This window comes from Streptomyces filamentosus, from assembly GCF_014654895.1.
Taxonomy (GTDB): Bacteria; Actinomycetota; Actinomycetes; order Streptomycetales; family Streptomycetaceae; genus Streptomyces; species Streptomyces filamentosus.
In genome coordinates this window covers 2,697,519-2,717,113 of record NZ_BNBE01000001.1, presented here as the reverse complement: position 1 = coordinate 2,717,113, position 19,595 = coordinate 2,697,519, and the positions used below count along the sequence as shown (strand labels likewise).

General features: G+C 69.9%; 17 protein-coding genes and 1 pseudogene. 9 read left to right on the top strand and 9 right to left on the bottom strand.

The features are described 5' to 3' along the window. Positions 1-95: 95 nt before the first annotated feature. From IE326_RS12280 to IE326_RS42075, 9 genes and pseudogenes are all read right to left on the bottom strand, one after another. Positions 96-668: a DUF3566 domain-containing protein gene (locus tag IE326_RS12280; RefSeq protein ID WP_150229570.1), complete on the bottom strand. Its 573-nt coding sequence runs from the start codon at positions 666-668 to the stop codon at positions 96-98. Between the two features lie 105 nt (positions 669-773). Then, complete coding sequence (gyrA, locus tag IE326_RS12275) at positions 774-3,377, bottom strand: DNA gyrase subunit A (RefSeq protein ID WP_150229572.1); 2,604 nt, start codon at positions 3,375-3,377, stop codon at positions 774-776. A gap of 41 nt (positions 3,378-3,418) precedes the next feature. Then, a complete protein-coding gene (gene gyrB / locus IE326_RS12270) occupies positions 3,419-5,449 on the bottom strand; it encodes a DNA topoisomerase (ATP-hydrolyzing) subunit B (RefSeq protein ID WP_150229574.1) in 2,031 nt (676 codons plus the stop codon). A gap of 294 nt (positions 5,450-5,743) precedes the next feature. Continuing rightward, positions 5,744-6,304 carry a DciA family protein gene (locus tag IE326_RS12265; RefSeq protein WP_030753805.1) on the bottom strand — a complete coding sequence of 187 codons (561 nt, stop codon included), beginning with the start codon at positions 6,302-6,304 and terminating at the stop codon, positions 5,744-5,746. Beyond that, a complete protein-coding gene (gene recF / locus IE326_RS12260) occupies positions 6,301-7,422 on the bottom strand; it encodes a DNA replication/repair protein RecF (RefSeq protein WP_150229576.1) in 1,122 nt (373 codons plus the stop codon). Before recF ends, IE326_RS12265 begins: the two co-directional genes overlap by 4 nt. Positions 7,423-7,481: 59 nt before the next feature. Beyond that, positions 7,482-8,357 carry a phosphogluconate dehydrogenase (NAD(+)-dependent, decarboxylating) gene (gene gnd, locus IE326_RS12255; protein WP_150229578.1) on the bottom strand — a complete coding sequence of 292 codons (876 nt, stop codon included), beginning with the start codon at positions 8,355-8,357 and terminating at the stop codon, positions 7,482-7,484. Between the two features lie 136 nt (positions 8,358-8,493). Further along, positions 8,494-9,624, bottom strand: coding sequence for a DNA polymerase III subunit beta (dnaN, locus tag IE326_RS12250; protein WP_150229580.1), 1,131 nt, complete (start codon positions 9,622-9,624; stop codon positions 8,494-8,496). A 1,110-nt stretch (positions 9,625-10,734) separates the two neighbouring features. After that, entirely contained in the window at positions 10,735-12,519 is a 1,785-nt protein-coding gene (gene dnaA / locus IE326_RS12245) for a chromosomal replication initiator protein DnaA (RefSeq protein ID WP_150229582.1), read from the bottom strand. Then, positions 12,459-12,644: pseudogene (locus IE326_RS42075) on the bottom strand (hypothetical protein); the annotation flags it as partial. The pseudogene IE326_RS42075 and the gene dnaA, both read right to left, overlap by 61 nt. 232 nt (positions 12,645-12,876) lie before the next feature. On the opposite strand from IE326_RS42075, the gene rpmH reads away from it, so the two are divergent. The 9 genes from rpmH (at position 12,877) to IE326_RS12200 (ending at position 19,569) form a co-directional block, all read left to right on the top strand. Next, a complete protein-coding gene (rpmH, locus tag IE326_RS12240) occupies positions 12,877-13,014 on the top strand; it encodes a 50S ribosomal protein L34 (RefSeq protein WP_015659252.1) in 138 nt (45 codons plus the stop codon). A 21-nt stretch (positions 13,015-13,035) separates the two neighbouring features. Further along, a complete protein-coding gene (gene rnpA, locus IE326_RS12235; protein WP_030753828.1) occupies positions 13,036-13,407 on the top strand; it encodes a ribonuclease P protein component in 372 nt (123 codons plus the stop codon). Beyond that, a complete protein-coding gene (gene yidD, locus IE326_RS12230) occupies positions 13,404-13,730 on the top strand; it encodes a membrane protein insertion efficiency factor YidD (protein ID WP_030493766.1) in 327 nt (108 codons plus the stop codon). Before rnpA ends, yidD begins: the two co-directional genes overlap by 4 nt. Before the next feature lie 3 nt (positions 13,731-13,733). Next, positions 13,734-15,023: a membrane protein insertase YidC gene (yidC, locus tag IE326_RS12225; RefSeq protein ID WP_150229583.1), complete on the top strand. Its 1,290-nt coding sequence runs from the start codon at positions 13,734-13,736 to the stop codon at positions 15,021-15,023. Between the two features lie 39 nt (positions 15,024-15,062). Continuing rightward, positions 15,063-15,578, top strand: a complete 516-nt coding sequence (locus IE326_RS12220; RefSeq protein WP_030753834.1) for a Jag family protein — start codon at positions 15,063-15,065, stop codon at positions 15,576-15,578. 119 nt (positions 15,579-15,697) lie between these two features. Then, positions 15,698-16,414, top strand: coding sequence for a 16S rRNA (guanine(527)-N(7))-methyltransferase RsmG (rsmG, locus tag IE326_RS12215; protein ID WP_030753836.1), 717 nt, complete (start codon positions 15,698-15,700; stop codon positions 16,412-16,414). Positions 16,415-16,652: 238 nt separating this feature from the next. Then, positions 16,653-17,732 (top strand): ParA family protein, encoded by a 1,080-nt coding sequence (locus IE326_RS12210; protein ID WP_078955119.1) that lies wholly within the window; start codon positions 16,653-16,655, stop codon positions 17,730-17,732. Then, positions 17,729-18,781, top strand: coding sequence for a ParB/RepB/Spo0J family partition protein (locus IE326_RS12205; protein WP_150229585.1), 1,053 nt, complete (start codon positions 17,729-17,731; stop codon positions 18,779-18,781). The genes IE326_RS12210 and IE326_RS12205 overlap by 4 nt, the downstream gene beginning before the upstream one ends. Before the next feature lie 170 nt (positions 18,782-18,951). After that, positions 18,952-19,569: a GNAT family N-acetyltransferase gene (locus IE326_RS12200; RefSeq protein WP_150229587.1), complete on the top strand. Its 618-nt coding sequence runs from the start codon at positions 18,952-18,954 to the stop codon at positions 19,567-19,569. Positions 19,570-19,595 lie beyond the last annotated feature (26 nt).

Below are 19,595 nucleotides of genomic sequence, written 5' to 3'. Positions count from 1 at the left end.
CTTCGCGGTTTGTTTCCCGCCGCGCTGACTCCTGAACATTAGCGCACGTGGGGGCCAGTCCCAAAATCGGTTCCGGGTGGCCCCCCGCCCGCGGACTACTCGTCCTCGGCCAGCGTCAGCTCGACGCCGCCGACGAAGCCGGCCGACAGGTTGTAGATGAACGCGCCCAGGGTCGCCAGGGCGGTCATCAGGACCACGTCGATCACGGCGATCACCGAGGTGAACATCAGAACCCTCGGCAGCGACAGGAAGGACTGCAGGTCGAAGCCGTTGGACTCGTTGGAGCCCGTCGCCTCGCTGATCGTCCCGCCGACCGTCGAGAAGACGCCCATGGCGTCCATGACCATCCACAGCACGGCCGCCGCGACGACCGTGCAGATGCCCAGCGCGATGGAGAGCAGGAAGCTCACCTTCATGACCGACCACGGGTCGGCCTTCGCCACCCGCAGCCGCGCCTTGCGGGTGCGCGGGGTCGTCCGCGCGCCCGTGCGGGGCCTGCGCACCGCCGAGGCGGACTGCTGGCCGCCCTGGGTGCCCCCGCCGCCCTGAGTGCCCTCGTAGGCCCTCGGCGGGTGGTAGGCGCCCGTCGGCTGCGCCGCGGGGCGCTCGCCCGGCAGAGCGCCGTTGTAGCCCTGATAGGGGGGCTGCTGCCCCCGAGTGTCCGTCACCGCAACCCCCTGGGAGTCCGTGGCCGAGCCACGTGCGCCGTACGCTCCAGCACCTGCAGAAGCTCCGGCGGCCGCCGATCCGGCGCCCGTGGCTCCACTCACGCTCTACTCCTCGTGCTCCCCGGCCCCGGGCTCCACGCCCTCGGCCGCTGCCGTCGCCTGGGCCGCCACGGAGGCGTCTTCGGCGTCGACGACATCGTCGCCGTCCTCGTCCTCGCTGCCGGCCTCGGCGTTCCGTGCGATGCCGACGACGGCATCGCGCTTGCCCAGGTTGATCAGCTGGACGCCCATGGTGTCACGGCCGGTCTCCCTGACTTCGTTGACTCGCGTGCGAATCACACCGCCGGACAGCGTGATGGCGAGGATCTCGTCGGTCTCCTCCACCACCAGCGCGCCCACGAGCGAGCCCCGGTCCTCCACGATCTTGGCGGCCTTGATGCCGAGGCCGCCGCGGCCCTGGACGCGGTACTCGTCGACGGGGGTGCGCTTCGCGTACCCGCCGTCCGTCGCGGTGAAGACGAACGTACCGGGCCGGACGACATTCATCGAGAGCAGTTCGTCGTCCTCGCGGAAACTCATGCCCTTGACACCCGAAGTGGCGCGGCCCATCGGGCGCAACGCGTCGTCCGTGGCGGTGAAGCGGATCGACTGCGCCTTCTTGGAGATGAGCAGCAGGTCGTCCTCGGCGGAGGCCAGCTCCGCGCCGATCAGCTCGTCGTCGCTGCCGTCCTCCCGCTCGCGCAGGTTGATGGCGATGACGCCGCCCGAGCGCGGGGAGTCGTAGTCCTTCAGCGCGGTCTTCTTCACCAGGCCGGAGCGGGTGGCGAGGACCAGGTACGGCGCGGCCTCGTAGTCGCGGATCGCGAGGATCTGGGCGATCTGCTCGTCCGGCTGGAAGGCCAGCAGGTTGGCCACGTGCTGGCCGCGCGCGTCCCGGCCGGCGTCCGGAAGCTCGTACGCCTTGGCCCGGTAGACCCGGCCCTTGTTGGTGAAGAAGAGCAGCCAGTGGTGGGTGGTGGAGACGAAGAAGTGGTCGACGATGTCGTCCTGCTTCAGCTTCGTCCCGCGCACGCCCTTGCCGCCGCGCTTCTGCGACCGGTAGTCCTCGGTCTTGGTGCGCTTCACATAGCCGCCGCGGGAGATCGTGACGACGATGTCCTCCTCGGCGATGAGGTCCTCGATGGACATGTCGCCGTCGAAGGGCACCAGCTTGGAGCGGCGGTCGTCGCCGAACTTCTCGACGATCGCGGTGAGTTCTTCGCTGACGATGGCCCGCTGCTTCTCGGGCGAGGCGAGGATCGCGTTGTACTCGTCGATCTTCGCCTGGAGCTCGTCGTGCTCGGCGATGATCTTCTGGCGCTCCAGGGCGGCGAGCCGGCGGAGCTGCATCTCCAGGATCGCGTTGGCCTGGATCTCGTCGATCGCCAGCAGGTCCATGAGGCCCGTGCGGGCGACGTCGACGGTCTCGCTGCGCCGGATGAGGGCGATGACCTCGTCGATCGCGTCGAGCGCCTTGAGGAGGCCGCGCAGGATGTGGGCGCGCTCCTCGGCCTTGCGCAGCCGGAACTTCGTCCGGCGGACGATGACCTCGATCTGGTGCGTCACCCAGTGGCGGATGAACGCGTCCAGGGAGAGGGTGCGCGGCACGCCGTCGACGAGCGCCAGCATGTTGGCGCCGAAGTTCGTCTGGAGGTCGGTGTGCTTGTACAGGTTGTTGAGGACGACCTTGGCGACGGCGTCGCGCTTGAGCACGATGACCAGGCGCTGGCCGGTGCGGGACGAGGTCTCGTCGCGGACGTCGGCGATGCCGCCGATCTTGCCGTCCTTGACCAGGTCGGCGATCTTCTGCGCGAGGTTGTCCGGGTTGACCTGGTAGGGCAGCTCGGTGACCACCAGGCACTGGCGGTTCTGGATCTCCTCGACCTCGACGACCGCGCGCATCGTGATGGAGCCGCGGCCGGTGCGGTACGCCTCCTCGATGCCCTTGCGGCCGACGACGAGCGCGCCGGTGGGGAAGTCCGGTCCCTTGATCCGCTCGATGAGCGCGTCGAGGAGCTCCTCGTGGCCGGCCTCGGGGTGGGACAGGTACCACAGGGCACCCTCGGCGACCTCGCGGAGGTTGTGCGGCGGGATGTTGGTCGCCATGCCGACCGCGATGCCCGCGGAGCCGTTGACCAGCAGGTTCGGGAAGCGCGCCGGGAGGACCGTCGGCTCCTGGTTGCGGCCGTCGTAGTTGTCCTGGAAGTCGACGGTCTCCTCGTCGATGTCCCGGACCATCTCCATCGACAGCGGCGCCATCTTGCACTCGGTGTAGCGCATGGCGGCGGCCGGGTCGTTGCCCGGGGAGCCGAAGTTGCCGTTGGAGTCGACGAGCGGCATCCGCATCGACCAGGGCTGGGCAAGGCGGACGAGCGCGTCGTAGATGGAGGTGTCGCCGTGCGGGTGGTACGTGCCCATGACGTCGCCGACGACGCGGGCGCACTTGTAGAAGCCCTTCTCGGGCCGGTAGCCGCCGTCGTACATCGCGTACAGCACGCGCCGGTGGACGGGCTTGAGGCCGTCGCGGACGTCGGGCAGCGCGCGGGACACGATGACGGACATCGCGTAGTCGAGGTACGAGCGCTGCATCTCGGTCTCGAGCCCGACGGGCTCGATCCGCAGCACCGGCTCTTCTTCTTCGGTGGTCACGGGGGTGTTCTCGTCGGCCATTGCTGGTCGTCAGTCCTTTCGTACGGTCAGCTGAGACCGACTCAGATGTCGAGGAAGCGAACGTCCTTGGCGTTGCGCTGGATGAACGAGCGGCGTGCCTCGACGTCCTCGCCCATCAGCACCGAGAACAGGTCGTCGGCCTGGGCGGCGTCGTCCAGGGTGACCTGGCCGAGGACGCGGTGCTCGACGTCCATGGTGGTGACGCGCAGCTCTTCGGCGTTCATCTCGCCGAGACCCTTGAAGCGCTGGATCGAGTCGTCCCTGATCCGCTTGCCGTTCTGCTTGCCCAGCTCGACCAGGGCGTCGCGCTCGCGGTCCGAGTAGGCGTACTCGAAGTCCTCACGGCCCCACTTGATCTTGTAGAGCGGCGGGCGGGAGAGGTACACGTGCCCGTGCTCGATCAGCGGTCGCATGAAGCGGAAGAGGAAGGTGAGCAGCAGGGTGTTGATGTGCTGACCGTCGACGTCGGCGTCCGCCATCAGGATGATCTTGTGATAGCGGAGCTTCTCGATGTCGAAGTCCTCGTGGACGCCGGTGCCGAAGGCGGAGATCAGCGCCTGGACCTCGGTGTTCTGGAGGATCTTGTCGATCCGGGCCTTCTCGACGTTCAGGATCTTGCCGCGGATCGGCAGGATGGCCTGGTACATCGGGTTCCGGCCGGACTTGGCGGAGCCGCCGGCGGAGTCGCCCTCGACGATGAAGATCTCGCACTTGGTGGGGTCGTTCGACTGGCAGTCGGAGAGCTTGCCCGGGAGGGAGGCCGACTCCAGGAGGCCCTTGCGGCGGGTCAGGTCGCGGGCCTTGCGCGCGGCCACGCGCGCGGTGGCGGCCTGGATGCCCTTGCGGATGATGTCCGCGGCCTCGTTGGGGTTGCGGTCGAACCAGTCCGTCAGGTGCTCGTGGACGACCTTCTGGACGAAGGTCTTCGCCTCGGTGTTGCCGAGCTTGGTCTTGGTCTGGCCCTCGAACTGCGGCTCGCCGATCTTGACCGAGATGATCGCGGTCAGACCCTCGCGGATGTCGTCGCCGGTGAGGTTGTCGTCCTTCTCGCGGAGCAGCTTCTTCTCGCGCGCGTACTTGTTGACGAGCGTCGTCAGCGCGGCGCGGAAGCCCTCCTCGTGGGTGCCGCCCTCGTGGGTGTGGATCGTGTTGGCGAAGGAGTACACGCCCTCGCTGTACGACGAGTTCCACTGCATCGCGATCTCGGCGGAGAGCAGGCGCTCCTTGTCCTCGGCCTCGATGTCGATGACGGTCGGGTTGACCAGCTCGCCCTTGCGCGAGTTGAGGTACTTCACGAAGTCGACGATGCCGCCCTCGTAGTGGTACGTCACCGTGCGGGCGCTCGCCTCGGCGGCGGCCTCGGCGTCCGGGTCGTCGGCGCCGACCGTGGCCTTGGCGGACTCGCGCTCGTCGGTGAGCGTGATCGTCAGGCCCTTGTTGAGGAACGCCATCTCCTGGAAGCGGCGCGAGAGCGTCTCGAAGGAGTACTCGGTGGTCTCGAAGATCTCCGGGTCGGACCAGAACGTGACCGAGGTGCCGGTCTCGGAGGTCTCCTCGTGCTTCGCGAGGGGCGCGGTGGGGGCGCCCGCCTTGTAGTCCTGCGTCCAGCGGTGGCCGTCGGTCTTGATCTCGACCGAGACCTTGGTGGAGAGGGCGTTGACGACGGAGACGCCGACGCCGTGCAGACCGCCGGAGACCGCGTAGCCGCCGCCGCCGAACTTGCCGCCCGCGTGGAGGACCGTCAGCACGACCTCCACGGCCGGCTTGCCCTCGGACTCGACGATGCCGACGGGGATGCCTCGGCCGTTGTCGACGACGCGCACGCCGCCGTCGGCCAGGATCGTCACGTCGATGGTGTCCGCGTGGCCGGCCAGGGCCTCGTCGACCGAGTTGTCGACGACCTCCTGCACCATGTGGTGCAGGCCGCGCTCACCGGTCGAGCCGATGTACATACCGGGGCGCTTGCGCACCGCATCCAGGCCCTCCAGGACCTGGATGTTGCTGGCGGTGTACTGGTTGTTCTCGTTGGGGTTGCCGGAATCGGCCACGAAGCGCCCTTTCTGGCACAGCACAGGCCGTGCTCCGGGCATAGAGGAGCCGGCTGCGTCGTTCGACAGTTCCGCAGTGAGGCGGGATTCTCTTCCAGTCTACCGGTACCGCCGACAGTCATGGGGGTTTGCGGGTACCTGAATGCGCATGTGCCGCCCTCCGCGCCCCCGAGACGACTCCCCATATCCGGACAGGGGCTCCAGGAGCCTCTGACGGCCACCTAGCGCTTCGGGTCGTAGCTCGTTGTGGGCGGCCGATCCGCGGGGGCGCGCCCCGCCGCCCGGACCCGTGCTCCGGGGGCCCGGCCGCGGGCCGGATCAGCCGTACGTGTCCCCGGGCCCGACGGACCCGGGCGCCCGCAACGGGCCGTACCGGCGGGCACCCGCACCGGGCCCCAGCACCTTGATCAGGCGCACCGTCCCGTGCCCCAGGTCCTCGTTCAGCCGTGCGACCAGCGTCGGCGCGAGCAGCCGCAGCTGCGTGGCCCAGGCGGTCGAGTCGCACTGGACGGTCAGCACGCGCGCGTCCGGCTCCTCCTCGTACTTCACCGGTACGCAGTGCTTGGCCAGGTCCTCGCCGACGATCTGCGGCCAGCGGCCCATGACGCCGCCGACGGCCGCCGGGGTCTCCCAGCCGCGCTCGGCGAGCAGCCGGTTGATGGCGGCGCCGAGCGCCATGGGGTCGCGTCCGTCGGCGCGCGCCCCGGAGCGCAGGCCGCCGCCCCGGCGGGCCTGCTTCTTCTCCTGGGCGGCCGCCCCACGCGCGCGTGCCTGCTCCTTGGCGGCGCGCAGCGCGACCCTGGCGAGGTCGACTCCGGAGGGTTCGGGGGCCGCGGGCCTGTCCACAGGCTGTGCAGAAGATTCCGCGTCGCCGGTCATACGCGTTCCACCGTCCCTCCGGCCACCGCGTACCGGGTGCCGGTCAGCACCCCGGGCACGTCGTCGTCGACCGCGGCCGTCACCAGGACCTGCTCGCCGTGGGCGACCAGCTCGGCGAGCCGTTCGCGCCGCCGCGCGTCCAGCTCGGCGAAGACGTCGTCGAGGACGAGCACCGGTTCGTTGCCCTCGGCGCGCAGCAGGTCGTACGAGGCCAGGCGGAGCGCCAGCGCGTACGACCAGGACTCGCCGTGGCTCGCGTACCCCTTGGCCGGCAGGTCGCCGAGGCGGAGCAGCAGCTCGTCGCGGTGCGGCCCGACGAGGGTGACGCCGCGCTCGATCTCCTGCTTGCGGGCCTCGCCGAGGGCGGCGAGCAGCTGCTCGTACAGCTCCTCGCGGGTGTGTCCGGGGCCGGGGGCGGAGGGCTTGTACTCCAGCAGGACCGGGCCGCCGCCGGGGGCGAGCTGTTCGTACGCCTTGTCCGCGAGCGGCTGGAGGGTGTGGACGAGGTCGAGCCGCTGGGCGAGCAGCTCGGCTCCGGCCCGGGCCAGCTGCTGGTCCCAGACGTCGAGGGTGGACAGGTCCATGCCGCGGCCGCCGTGGCGGCGGGCCATCGCCGCCGACTTCAGGAGCGTGTTGCGCTGCTTGAGGACGCGCTCGTAGTCGGAGCGCACGCCCGCCATGCGCGGCACGCGCGCGGTGAGCAGGTCGTCGAGGAAGCGCCGGCGCTCGCCGGGGTCGCCCTTGATCAGCGACAGGTCCTCGGGGGCGAACAGCACGGTCCGCAGGATGCCGAGCACGTCACGGGGCCTGACCTGCGAGGACCTGTTGATGCGGGCGCGGTTGGCGCGGCCCGGGTTGAGTTCGAGCTCGATCAGCTGAGAGCGCTCGCCCTGGGTGACGGCGGCCCGGATGTAGGCCCGCTCGGCGCCCATCCGCACCAGCGGGGCGTCCGCGGCGACGCGGTGGCTGCCGAGGGTCGCGAGGTAGCCGACGGCCTCGACGAGGTTGGTCTTGCCCTGGCCGTTCGCCCCCACGAAAGCGGTGACGCCCGGGTCGAGGGGTACCTCGGCCCGGGCGTACGAGCGGAAGTCGGCCAGCGAGAGATGCGTGACGTGCATGGTGGGCGCCGGCCTTCCCCCGGTCGCTGTGCACCGGGTGGTGCACAGCCTGTGGATTGCTACTTCTTCTCGACCGCGTGGCCGCCGAACTGGTTGCGCAGTGCGGCGATCATCTTCATCTGCGGCGAGTCGTCCTGCCGGGAGGCGAACCGCGCGAACAGCGACGCGGTGATCGCCGGGAGCGGGACGGCGTTGTCGATGGCGGCCTCGACGGTCCACCGGCCCTCGCCGGAGTCCGACGCGTAGCCGCGCAGCTGGTCCAGGTGCTCGTCCTCGTCGAGTGCGTTGACCGCGAGGTCGAGCAGCCAGGAACGGATGACCGTGCCCTCCTGCCAGGAGCGGAAGATCTCGCGGACGTTCTCCACGGAGTCGACCTTCTCCAGGAGCTCCCAGCCCTCGGCGTAGGCCTGCATCATCGCGTACTCGATGCCGTTGTGGACCATCTTCGCGAAGTGGCCGGCGCCGACCTTGCCCGCGTGCACGGAGCCGTACTCGCCGGCCGGCTTGAGGGCGTCGAAGATCGGCTGGACGCGGGCGACGTGCTCGTCGGAGCCGCCGTACATCAGCGCGTAGCCGTTCTCCAGGCCCCAGACGCCGCCGGAGACGCCGCAGTCGACGAAGCCGATGCCCTTGGCGGCCAGCTCCTCGGCGTGCTTCTCGTCGTCGGTCCAGCGGGAGTTCCCGCCGTCGACGACGATGTCGCCGGGGGAGAGCAGCTCCGCCAGCTCGTCGACGGTGGACTGGGTCGCCGCACCGGCGGGGACCATGACCCAGACGACGCGCGGACCCTTGAGCTTGCCCACAAGCTCTTCCAGGCTGTGGACGTCGGCGAGGTCCGGGTTGCGGTCGTATCCGATGACGGTGTGGCCTGCGCGGCGGATGCGCTCGCGCATGTTGCCGCCCATCTTGCCGAGACCGACGAGACCGAGCTCCATCAGAGTGTTCCTTTAGCGTCGTGTGCGGTTGCTGCCCGGGTCCGAGCCTACGCCCGGACCCGGCCGCACACCTGTGGGGTCGGCCGCTCAGTCGACGCGCCCCGCGCACCGCCCGGCCGCGGGGCCGGGAGGGGCGTCAGCCGCTCAGGCGCACCGGCATGATCAGGTACTTGTAGGCCTCGTCCGCCTCCGCGTCCACGGCCGGGCGGCCGCTCAGCAGCGCCGGCTTGGTCGAGGTCGTGAAGGAGAGCTGGGCGACGGGGGAGTCGATCGCGCTGAGGCCGTCCAGGAGGAAGGTCGGGTTGAAGGCGATCGAGATGTCGTCGCCGTCCAGCTGCGCGTCGACCCTTTCCACAGCCTGTGCGTCGTCGCTGGAACCGGCCTCCAGGATGAGCACGCCCTGCTCGAAGCTGAGGCGGACCGGGGTGTTGCGCTCGGCGACCAGGGCCACGCGCTTGACGGCCTCCACGAAGGGGGCGGTCTCGATCACCGCGACCGAGTTGAACTCGGTGGGGAAGAGCGTGCGGTACTTCGGGAGGTCGCCCTCCAGCAGGCGGGTGGTGGTGCGGCGGCCCGCGCCCTCGAAGCCGATGAGGCCCTCGCCCTGGCCGGAGCCGGAGAGCGCCAGGGTGACGGTGTCACCGCTGGTGAGGGCCTTGGCGGTGTCCAGGAGGGTCTTGGCGGGCACCAGCGCGACGGCGGAGGCGTCCGGGGACTCCGGCTTCCACAGGAACTCGCGGACCGCGAAGCGGTAGCGGTCGGTGGAGGCCAGGGTGACGGTGTCGCCCTCGATCTCGATGCGCACACCGGTGAGGACGGGCAGCGTGTCGTCGCGGCCGGCGGCGATGGCGACCTGGGCGGCGGCGGCCGCGAAGACCTCGCCGGGGACGGTGCCGGTGGCGGTGGGCATCTCCGGCAGCGCCGGGTACTCCTCCACAGGGAGGGTGTGGAGGGTGAAGCGGGAGGAGCCGCAGACCACGGTCGCCCGTACACCGTCTGTGGAGATCTCCACCGGACGGTTGGGGAGGGCGCGGCAGATGTCGGCGAGGAGGCGGCCGGAGACGAGGACGGTGCCGTCCTCCTCGACCTCGGCCTCGACGGAGACGCGGGCGGAGACCTCGTAGTCGAAGCTCGAGAAGCTCAGCGCGCCGTCCTCGGCCTTCAGCAGAAGGCCCGCGAGTACGGGCGCCGGCGGACGGGCCGGAAGGCTGCGGGCCACCCAGGCCACCGCCTCCGCGAGTACATCGCGCTCCACCCGGATCTTCACCGGAACCGCCTCCTGCTTGTTGCTGGCTCTTCGTCGACTGCGGGATCCAGTCTGACGTACGCCGCCGACACTCGTCGCGGCTCGGGGTCAAGTCGCGACGAGGGCAGGTCGGGGCTCCGGTGCCGAGTTGTGCACAGGCCCCGCTTCAAAACGATTCCCGAGCTAACTATGAGTGGGAGTAGTAGTAGGGCCTGTGGAAACGGTGGATAACGTCGTCCACGCAGGTCAGGGCAGGTTTTTTGTCCACTGCCCCTGTGGGTGGAACCAGTGGAAAACCACGGCTCTCTGTGGACATCCGAAAGTTCTGCACACCCGATACACAGGCGAGGGGTAGTTCTCCCCAGCACTGTCCCCAGCTTTCCCCAGGTTCCCCACAGCCCAAACGTCTCCCTTGGTGTGACGGCTTTCACTCTCACCGGTGACTGGGGGTGTTTTGTTGCCGAACAGTGGACAGCGGTGTGGAGAAGCTGTGGGCAACAGCCCTCTCCCTGTGGGTAGCCAGTGGACAACTCATCCCGCCCCCTGTGGACGGAAGATTCATCCACAGCCTGTGGATGAAGGTTTCCAACAAATCCACACCCCTCTGAGCTGGAGTGATGGACTCTCCCCAGCTCCGCCTGTGGACACGTTCCGGATAACTTCGCAGTCCCCACCCTGTGGACGGGAGATCATCCCGCAATCTGTGGAGAACTCGCCACCAGGACGCGGCAATCGAACACGGCCCTCCGGCCTCGAGCCGCTCTCCGCTCTCACCAGAGCCTCCTGACGCCCCCGCAGACGCGTTTCGCCACCCCCGCCGACGCCTTCCACCGCTCTCTCGGACGCCTTCCAGCGCTCTCACGGACGCCCCCCCAGCGGCTTCCACAGCCTTCCGCCGACGCCTTCCGGGGACGCCGAAGGGCGCCCCGGGAGGTGTCCCGGGGCGCCCTTCGGGAGCGCCCGCGCGGCCCTGCGGGCCGCGCCCGGCCAACTGTGCACAGGCGGTGCACGGCCCTCGGCGCGGGCCGTCACGGCCCGGCGGCCGTACACAGGTTGGGGATGCGCGAAGCCCGTGCCGCGCAGTGCGGGCACGGGCTGTGGACCGGGGGCACCGGCCGCGCTGAGGAGCCGTCAGCCGTTCTTGATGCGGTTGGTCAGCTCGGTCACCTGGTTGTAGATGGAGCGCCGCTCCGCCATCAGGGCGCGGATCTTCCGGTCCGCGTGCATGACGGTCGTGTGGTCCCGGCCGCCGAACTGCGCGCCGATCTTCGGCAGCGACAGGTCGGTGAGCTCGCGGCACAGGTACATGGCGATCTGGCGGGCCGTCACCAGGACGCGGCTGCGGGAGGAGCCGCAGAGGTCCTCCACCGTCAGCCCGAAGTAGTCGGCGGTCGCCGCCATGATGGCCGGCGCGGTGATCTCCGGGGACGAGTCCTCGCCGCCCGGGATCAGGTCCTTGAGGACGATCTCGGTCAGCCCCAGGTCCACCGGCTGCCGGTTGAGGCTCGCGAAGGCCGTCACCCGGATCAGCGCGCCCTCCAGCTCGCGGATGTTCCGCGAGATCCGGGAGGCGATGAACTCCAGCACCTCCGGCGGGGCGTTCAGCTGCTCCTGCACCGCCTTCTTGCGGAGGATCGCGATGCGCGTCTCCAGCTCCGGCGGCTGCACGTCGGTGGTGAGTCCCCACTCGAAGCGGTTCCGCAGCCGGTCCTCCAGGGTGACCAGCTGCTTGGGCGGCCGGTCCGAGGAGAGCACGATCTGCTTGTTCGCGTTGTGCAGGGTGTTGAAGGTGTGGAAGAACTCCTCCTGCGTCGACTCCTTGCTCGCGAGGAACTGGATGTCGTCGACCAGCAGGATGTCCACGTCCCGGTAGCGCTTGCGGAAGGCGTCGCCCTTGCCGTCGCGGATCGAGTTGATGAACTCGTTGGTGAACTCCTCCGAGCTCACGTACCGCACGCGCGTGCCCGGGTAGAGGCTCCGCGCGTAGTGCCCGATCGCGTGCAGCAGGTGCGTCTTGCCGAGCCCCGACTCGCCGTAGATGAAGAGCGGGTTGTACGCCTTCGCCGGCGCCTCGGCCACCGCGACCGCGGCCGCGTGGGCGAAGCGGTTCGAGGAACCGATGACGAAGGTGTCGAAGAGGTACTTGGGGTTCAGGCGCGCGTGCGGCTCGCCGGGCCCGCCGGAGCCGGAGCCCGTACCGGAACCGCCGAGGGAGCCCTGGCCGACGCCGGACCCCGCACCCTGGCCGCCAGGCCCCGGACCGGGCCGCGGCACCGGGCCGGGACCCGGCGCCGGAAGCTCGGCGCGCTCGGACCGCTGCGGCTGCTCGTAGCCGCGGGCGGGCTCGTCGTACCGCGGGCGGCCGGTGGGCTCCGGGGCGGCCGGGCCGGTGTACGGGGCGCGCTCGGGGAAGCCGCCGAGGCGCGGCTGCTGCCAGGAGAGGTCCTCCTGGGACCGCGGCCAGGCGCCCGGCTCGGGGCGCGGCGGCTGCTGGTAGTCCGGATAGGCCGGGCGGGCGGTGGGCAGCCCGTCGTCGGGGAGCGCGCGGTGGCCGTAGCCCTCGTACGGCTCGGCCGGCGGGCGCTCGTCGTAACGGGGCTGCTGCGGCGGCCGTCCGGGTGAGGGCGCGGGGGCCGGCTCGCCGACGGAGTCGTCGACGGTGATCGCGATCCGGATCGGCCGGCCGCACTCGCGGCTGAGGGTCTCGCTGATCAGCGGGGCCAGCCGGCCCTCCAGGACGCGCTTGCCCCATTCGTTGGGGACGGCGAGCAGCGCCGTGTCCGCGACCAGGGCGAGCGGCTGGCAGCGCTCGATCCACTGTTTGTCCTTGGGCTCGATGCCCTGCTGTCCTTCTCCGAGCAGCTGGTCGAGCACGCGTGGCCACACTGCGGCAAGATCGGCAGGTACGTCAGCCACGGGGCACGCTTTCTCGCAGGTCCCACGAATGTGTGGTTCTCGGGACGATAAGAACAGAACGGAAGAGATAGTCGAGTCCGGCCACGGTAGTCGGGGCGGCTGACGTCGTTCAAGTTGTTGTCCACAGCCTGTGTACAAGCGGCCCCGTCAACGGGTCGGTTTGACCGGATGGCGTAGCCGCGCGTACCGTAACCAGGTCGAGTTGTCGATGGCTGCTGCCGCCTGCCTCCGATGGGCAAAGGTCACTCTATGTGATCACGAAGCGGTGCACTCGGGCGTATTGCGAGCTACTCGTGGGCGCACGGTGACAGCCAGGCGATGTCCCGCCACCACCCGAATCATTTCTGGAGCCCCCGAGTGAGCAAGCGCACCTTCCAGCCGAACAACCGTCGTCGCGCGAAGACCCACGGCTTCCGCCTGCGCATGCGTACCCGTGCCGGCCGCGCCATCCTGGCGAACCGCCGTGCCAAGGGTCGCGCGAGCCTGTCCGCCTGATCCACTTAAACAGGTCATGACGTGCTGCCTACCGAGAATCGGCTGAGGCGGCGCGAGGACTTCGCAACCGCGGTACGTCGAGGACGCCGGGCCGGTCGCCCGCTCCTCGTCGTCCACCTACGAAGCGGTGCAACGGACCCGCACGCGCCTGGGGAGAGCGCTCCCCCGACGCGTGCGGGTTTCGTCGTGAGCAAGGCCGTGGGCGGTGCGGTCGTCCGCAACCAGGTGAAGCGTCGTCTGCGCCACCTCGTCCGCGACCGGCTGTCCACGCTGCCCCCCGGTAGCCTGGTGGTCGTACGGGCGTTGCCCGGAGCCGGTGACGCCGACCACGCCCACCTGGCCCGCGACCTGGACGCCGCCCTCCAGCGGCTGCTGGGAGGGGGTACGCGATGAAGTACCCGTTCCTCGCCCTCATCAAGCTGTACCAGTGGACGATCAGCCCTCTTCTGGGCGACGTCTGCCGGTACTACCCGTCGTGTTCCCACTACGGATTCACGGCCATAGACCGGCATGGCGCGATCAAGGGCATCGCCCTGACCGCCTGGCGCATCCTGCGGTGCAATCCGTGGTCGCCCGGCGGAGTGGACCATGTCCCCCCGCGGAAGCGTCCGCGCTGGCACGAGATGCTCAGGAACGCGCTGCGCGGCGACAAGGGCGGGATCTCCGCCGAGACGAGCCCGGCCGCAGAGACCTCGCCCAATGCTCAAGGAGCCTGATTAGTGGACACGATTGCCAGTCTGTTCAGCTTCATCACCTGGCCCGTTTCCTGGGTCATCGTCCAGTTCCACAAGCTGTACGGGGCCATCTTCGGCCCCGACACGGGCTGGGCCTGGGGCCTGTCGATCGTGTCCCTCGTGGTGCTGATCCGCATCTGCCTGATCCCGCTCTTCGTGAAGCAGATCAAGTCGACGCGGAACATGCAGGCGCTCCAGCCGAAGATGAAGGCGATCCAGGAGCGCTACAAGAGCGACAAGCAGCGTCAGTCCGAAGAGATGATGAAGCTGTACAAGGAGACGGGCACCAACCCGCTCTCCTCGTGCCTTCCCATCCTCGCCCAGTCGCCGTTCTTCTTCGCCCTCTACCACGTGCTGTCGAACATCGCGTCGGGCAAGGTCATCGGCGTCATCGACCAGCCGCTGCTGGAGAGCGCCCGCAAGGCGCACATCTTCGGCGCCCCGCTCGCCTCGAAGTTCACCGACAGCGCCGCCGAGGTGGCCGCCCTCGACGCCTCGCTGACCTCGGTCCGGATCGTCACCGCGATCATGATCATCCTGATGTCGGCCTCGCAGTTCTTCACCCAGCGCCAGCTGATGATGAAGAACGTCGACCTCTCGGTGAAGACCCCGTACATGCAGCAGCAGAAGATGCTCATGTACATCTTCCCGGTGATCTTCGCCGTCATGGGCATCAACTTCCCCGTCGGCGTCCTCGTCTACTGGCTGACCACCAACGTGTGGACCATGGGCCAGCAGATGTACGTGATCAACCAGAACCCGACCCCGGGCAGCAAGGCGCAGGACTCCTACCTCCAGCGCCTCCTGAAGAGCGTCACGCAGCACGGTGAGATCCGCAGCCGGCGCCACAAGGCCGTCGTCAAGGCCATCGTCGCCAAGGGCTCCGACCGCAACGAGAACGAGCGCCGCTTCATCGGCGCCCTCTCCAAGGCCGGCTTCGCCGCCCAGGCCGACGGCACCGTCGTGAAGAGCGACGCCGCCGTCGCCGAGGCCGAAGGCATCGCCGCCCCCAAGCGCCAGCAGCCCAAGCGCCAGACCAAGGCCCAGCGCCAGTCCGGCGGGCAGCAGGGCAAGGGCGAGGAGGCCGTGGAGGAGACCCCCGAGGAGTCCGCGGGCGAGGCCGCCCAGGACGCCCCGGCGAAGCCCTCCCTGGAGAAGAAGCCCGAGACGCCCGCCAAGGGCGGTGCGCAGGGCGGCCGCAGCCGCGCCAACTCCGGCGGTTCCCGTCCGCGCAAGGGCCAGCAGCGGCCCAAGCACCCGTCCTCCAAGAAGTAGAAGCGTCCCCGTAGCTTCGTAGCCAGAAGGAGTCCATCCGTGACGGAAGGCACCACCTCCGCCGCCGCTGCCGAGGGTGGCGACACCCTGACCCGCCTGGAGCAGGAGGGTGAGATCGCGGCCGACTACCTCGAGGGCCTGCTCGACATCGCCGACCTCGACGGCGACATCGACATGGACGTCGAGGCGGACCGGGCCGCGGTCTCGATCATCAGCGACTCCAGCAGCCGCGACCTCCAGAAGCTCGTGGGCCGCGACGGCGAGGTGCTGGAGGCGCTCCAGGAGCTGACCCGCCTGGCCGTGCACCGGGAGACCGGTGACCGCAGCCGGCTGATGCTCGACATCGCCGGGTTCCGTGCCCAGAAGCGCACCGAGCTCGCCCAGCTCGGCGCCAAGGCCGCGGACGAGGTCAAGTCCACGGGCCAGCCGGTCAAGCTGGACCCGATGACCCCGTTCGAGCGCAAGGTCGTGCACGACGCGGTCGCCGCCGCCGGTCTGCGCAGCGAGTCCGAGGGCGAGGAGCCGCAGCGCTTCGTCGTCGTCCTCCCTGCCTGAACCCCTCTCCACGCGTCGGCCCCGTCTGTTCGCAGACGGGGCCGATCTTTGTCAGCCTGATAGTTCAGCCACCACAGTGCGCTCGCACGGTATGCGTGCGGTACGGAAGGACGGTCCCCGTGACGGAGGCAGCGGAGCTCCCCGAAGCGCCGGAGCAGGCACGGAAGGTCTTCGGCGAGTACTTCCCCGAAGCCGTGCGGTACGCGGAGCTGCTCGCGGACGCCGGTGTGAAGCGCGGACTCATCGGTCCCCGCGAGGTCCCGCGCCTGTGGGAACGCCACCTGCTGAACTGCGCCGTCCTCTCCGAGGTCGTCCCCGAGGGCGTGACGGTCTGCGACGTCGGCTCCGGCGCGGGTCTGCCCGGCATCCCGCTGGCGCTGGTGCGCCCGGATCTGAAGATCACCCTCCTGGAGCCGCTGCTGCGGCGGATCAACTTCCTCCAGGAGGTCGTGGAGCTGCTCGGTCTCGACCACGTGACCGTGGTGCGGGGCCGGGCCGAGGAGATGCTGGGCAAGCTCCCGCCGGTCCACGTCGTGACCGCCCGCGCCGTGGCGCCCCTGGACCGGCTGGCCGGCTGGGGCGTGCCGCTGCTCCGCCCCTACGGCGAGATGCTGCTGCTGAAGGGCGACACCGCGGAGGAGGAGCTGGACGGGGCGCGTGCCGCGCTCTCCAAGCTCGGCGTGGTGGAGACCTCGGTGCACCACGTCGGCGAGGGCATCGTCGACCCGATGTCCACGGTGGTCCGGGTCGAGGTCGGCGAGAGCCCCGGCGGGGTGCGCTTCGCGGCCAAGCGGGCCAAGGCCGCGCGGACCAGCAAGACCCGTCGGCGCCGCTGAGCGTCGCATTCGTCCGCTTTCACGGAGTGTCGAGCGGTCCCCGGAGGACCGCAGGGGCATCGTGTTTCACGTGAAACATCGCTCACTGCTCCAGGGGATCATCAGCCGCGGGCGCGCGGCTGCCACCCCCCGGGACCGCCGACCCCGTGTGAAGCCACCCGCGAGGGTTACGGAGTTTTCCCCAGAGGTGGATTCACCCACAGATCCACCGACCTCGCTGGTTCAGGACCCCACGGGCATGGCAGGCTCTTCCCATCGCGAGCTTGATGCCGAGGAGAGTGAATCCTTGCGGTCCGACGCCAACATCGCGGGACCGATGACCGATCCGGTCCCCGGTCCCCGAACCGAATCGGCCGGGGAAGATGTTTCACGTGAAACACTGCCCCCGATGGACGACACCCCCATTGGCCGTGCTGCCCAGCTGGCCGTAGAAGCGCTGGGCCGTGCCGGGGAGGGGCTGCCCCGTCCCGAGCAGACCCGCATCATGGTGGTGGCCAACCAGAAGGGCGGCGTGGGCAAGACGACCACGACGGTCAACCTGGCCGCCTCGCTGGCCCTGCACGGCGCCCGGGTCCTGGTCATCGACCTGGATCCGCAGGGCAACGCCTCCACCGCGCTGGGCATCGACCACCACGCCGACGTCCCCTCGATCTACGACGTCCTCGTCGACAGCCGGCCGCTCTCCGAGGTGGTCCAGCCGGTCCTGGACGTCGAGGGGCTCTTCTGTGCCCCGGCCACGATCGATCTCGCCGGTGCGGAGATCGAGCTGGTGTCGATGGTGGCGCGCGAGAGCCGCCTCCAGCGGGCGATCCAGGCGTACGAGCAGCCGCTGGACTACGTCCTGATCGACTGCCCGCCCTCCCTCGGGCTGCTCTCGGTGAACGCCCTGGTGGCCGGTGCCGAGGTGCTCATCCCGATCCAGTGTGAGTACTACGCGCTGGAGGGCCTGGGCCAGCTCCTGAAGAACGTCGACCTGGTCCGGGGCCACCTCAACCAGACGCTCCACGTCTCGACGATCCTGCTGACCATGTACGACGGCCGGACGAGGCTCGCCTCGCAGGTCGCCGAAGAGGTCCGCACCCACTTCGGCCAGGAGGTGCTCCGGACCAGCATCCCGCGTTCCGTCCGCATCTCCGAGGCCCCCAGCTACGGCCAGACCGTGATCACCTACGACCCCGGTTCCAGCGGAGCCCTGTCGTACATCGAAGCGGCGCGCGAGATCGCCTTCCGGGGCGCCTCCGTCCACTACGAACCCCAGCAGCACGGCCGCGTGGGGTACCAGAACAACCAGCGCAGCATGGCGGAGGAACTGAAGTGAGCGACCGACGTAGGGGACTGGGGCCGCGGGGGCTCGGCGCGCTGTTCGCCGGTGCCCCCCAGGACCCGCAGGCGCCGGAGGACGGCGCCGTCTCCACGCTCCCCGGGAGCGGCGCCGCACGCCTCTTCCCCCAGAGCGCCCCGCAGCACGAGACGGCGGTTGCGCTCTCGGACCCCGAGCCGAAGCTGGTCGCGGGGGCCTACTTCACCGAGATCCCGATCGGTGACATCACTCCCAACCAGCAGCAGCCGCGCAAGGTCTTCGACGAGGACGCCCTCGCCGAGCTGGTCACCTCCATCAAGGAGGTCGGCCTCCTCCAGCCGGTCGTCGTCCGCAAGAGCGAGGGCGGACGCTACGAGCTGATCATGGGCGAGCGGCGCTGGCGGGCCTCCGACGAGGCTGGTCTCCAGACCATCCCCGCGATCGTCCGGGCCACCGACGACGAGAAGATGCTCCTGGACGCGCTCCTGGAGAACCTCCACCGGGCCCAGCTGAACCCGCTGGAGGAGGCCGCCGCCTACGAGCAGCTCCTCACCGACTTCAGCTGCACCCACGACCAGCTCGCCGACCGGATCGGCCGCTCGCGCTCCCAGGTCTCCAACACCCTGCGGCTGCTGCGGCTCTCCCCGGCGGTGCAGCGCCGGGTCGCCGCCGGAGTGCTGTCGGCCGGCCATGCCCGTGCCCTGCTCGGCGTGGAGGAGCCGGAGGCCCAGGAGCAGCTGGCCCAGCGGATCGTCTCCGAGGGGCTCTCGGTCCGTTCGGTCGAGGAGATCGTGCGGCTCATGGGCTTCGAGGAGCCCGCCGTCACCAAGGCGAAGCAGCCCCGGGCCGGTGGCCGGGTCTCCCCGGTCTTCTCCGACCTGGCCACCCGCCTCTCGGACCGTTTCGAGACGCGGGTGAAGGTCGACCTGGGGAAGCAGAAGGGCAAGATCGTCGTCGAGTTCGCCTCGGTGGAGGACCTCGACCGGATCCTCACGGCGATGGCTCCCGGCGAGGACAAGGTCCTCCAGCAGATGCTGAGGGCCGAGGAGGAGGAAGGCGAGGAGTAATCCCCCGCCTCCCGCAGGACACCGAGGGCGGGGTGTGTTCCGGACGTGACCGGAACACACCCCGCCCTTTTCCTGTGCGCGGTGTCGCCCCGACAGCCCGGTGGATACGATTCCGAGAGCCGTATCCGTGCTCGGTGGCCGTCCGACGGCCAGGGAAGCGAGGGACAGCCGTGGGGCGTCGGCTCGTACCGCTCACGCTGGACAATCTTCCGCACCTCCCGAAGCGCTGCCGTTCCTGTGTCTTCTGGGAGCTCGATCCGGTGAGCGGGGAGGCCGCCGTGAAGGCGGGCCGCCCGGACGCGGAGAAGGAGGCGTGGCTCTCCGCCGTCCTGCTGGAGTGGGGTTCCTGCGGCCGGGTCGCCTACGTGGACGAGGTGCCGGTCGGTTACGTCCTCTACGCTCCCCCGGCCTACGTCCCCCGCTCGACGGCCTTCCCCACGAGCCCCGTGGCGGCCGACGCCGTCCAGCTGATGACGGCCTGGATCATGCCGGAGTACCAGGGGCAGGGGCTGGGCCGGGTGATGGTGCAGACGGTCGCCAAGGACGTGCTGCGCCGGGGCTTCAAGGCGATCGAGGCCTTCGGCGACGCCCGGTGGAAGGAGCCCGCCTGTGTGCTCCCCGCCGATCACCTGCTGGCCGTCGGCTTCAAGACCGTCCGGCCGCACCCCGCCTTCCCCCGGCTCCGCCTGGAGCTGAGGACGACGCTCTCCTGGAAGGAGGACGTCGAGATGGCGCTGGACCGGCTGCTCGGCGTGGTGCAGAAGGAGCCGGCGCTCCGGCCCCTGTGAGGCCGGGGGCCGGTCGCCGCAGGGAA

What these genes read in the sequence shown, in the direction of transcription:
- yidD (WP_030493766.1), top strand. Translation starts at nt 13,404, where the DNA reads ATGAAGTACCCGTTCCTCGCCCTCATCAAGCTGTACCAGTGGACGATC.
- IE326_RS12265 (WP_030753805.1), bottom strand. Translation starts at nt 6,304, where the DNA reads ATGACCGGCGACGCGGAATCTTCTGCACAGCCTGTGGACAGGCCCGCG.
- IE326_RS12210 (WP_078955119.1), top strand. Translation starts at nt 16,653, where the DNA reads ATGGCAGGCTCTTCCCATCGCGAGCTTGATGCCGAGGAGAGTGAATCC.
- recF (WP_150229576.1), bottom strand. Translation starts at nt 7,422, where the DNA reads ATGCACGTCACGCATCTCTCGCTGGCCGACTTCCGCTCGTACGCCCGG.
- gnd (WP_150229578.1), bottom strand. Translation starts at nt 8,357, where the DNA reads ATGGAGCTCGGTCTCGTCGGTCTCGGCAAGATGGGCGGCAACATGCGC.
- gyrA (WP_150229572.1), bottom strand. Translation starts at nt 3,377, where the DNA reads ATGGCCGACGAGAACACCCCCGTGACCACCGAAGAAGAAGAGCCGGTG.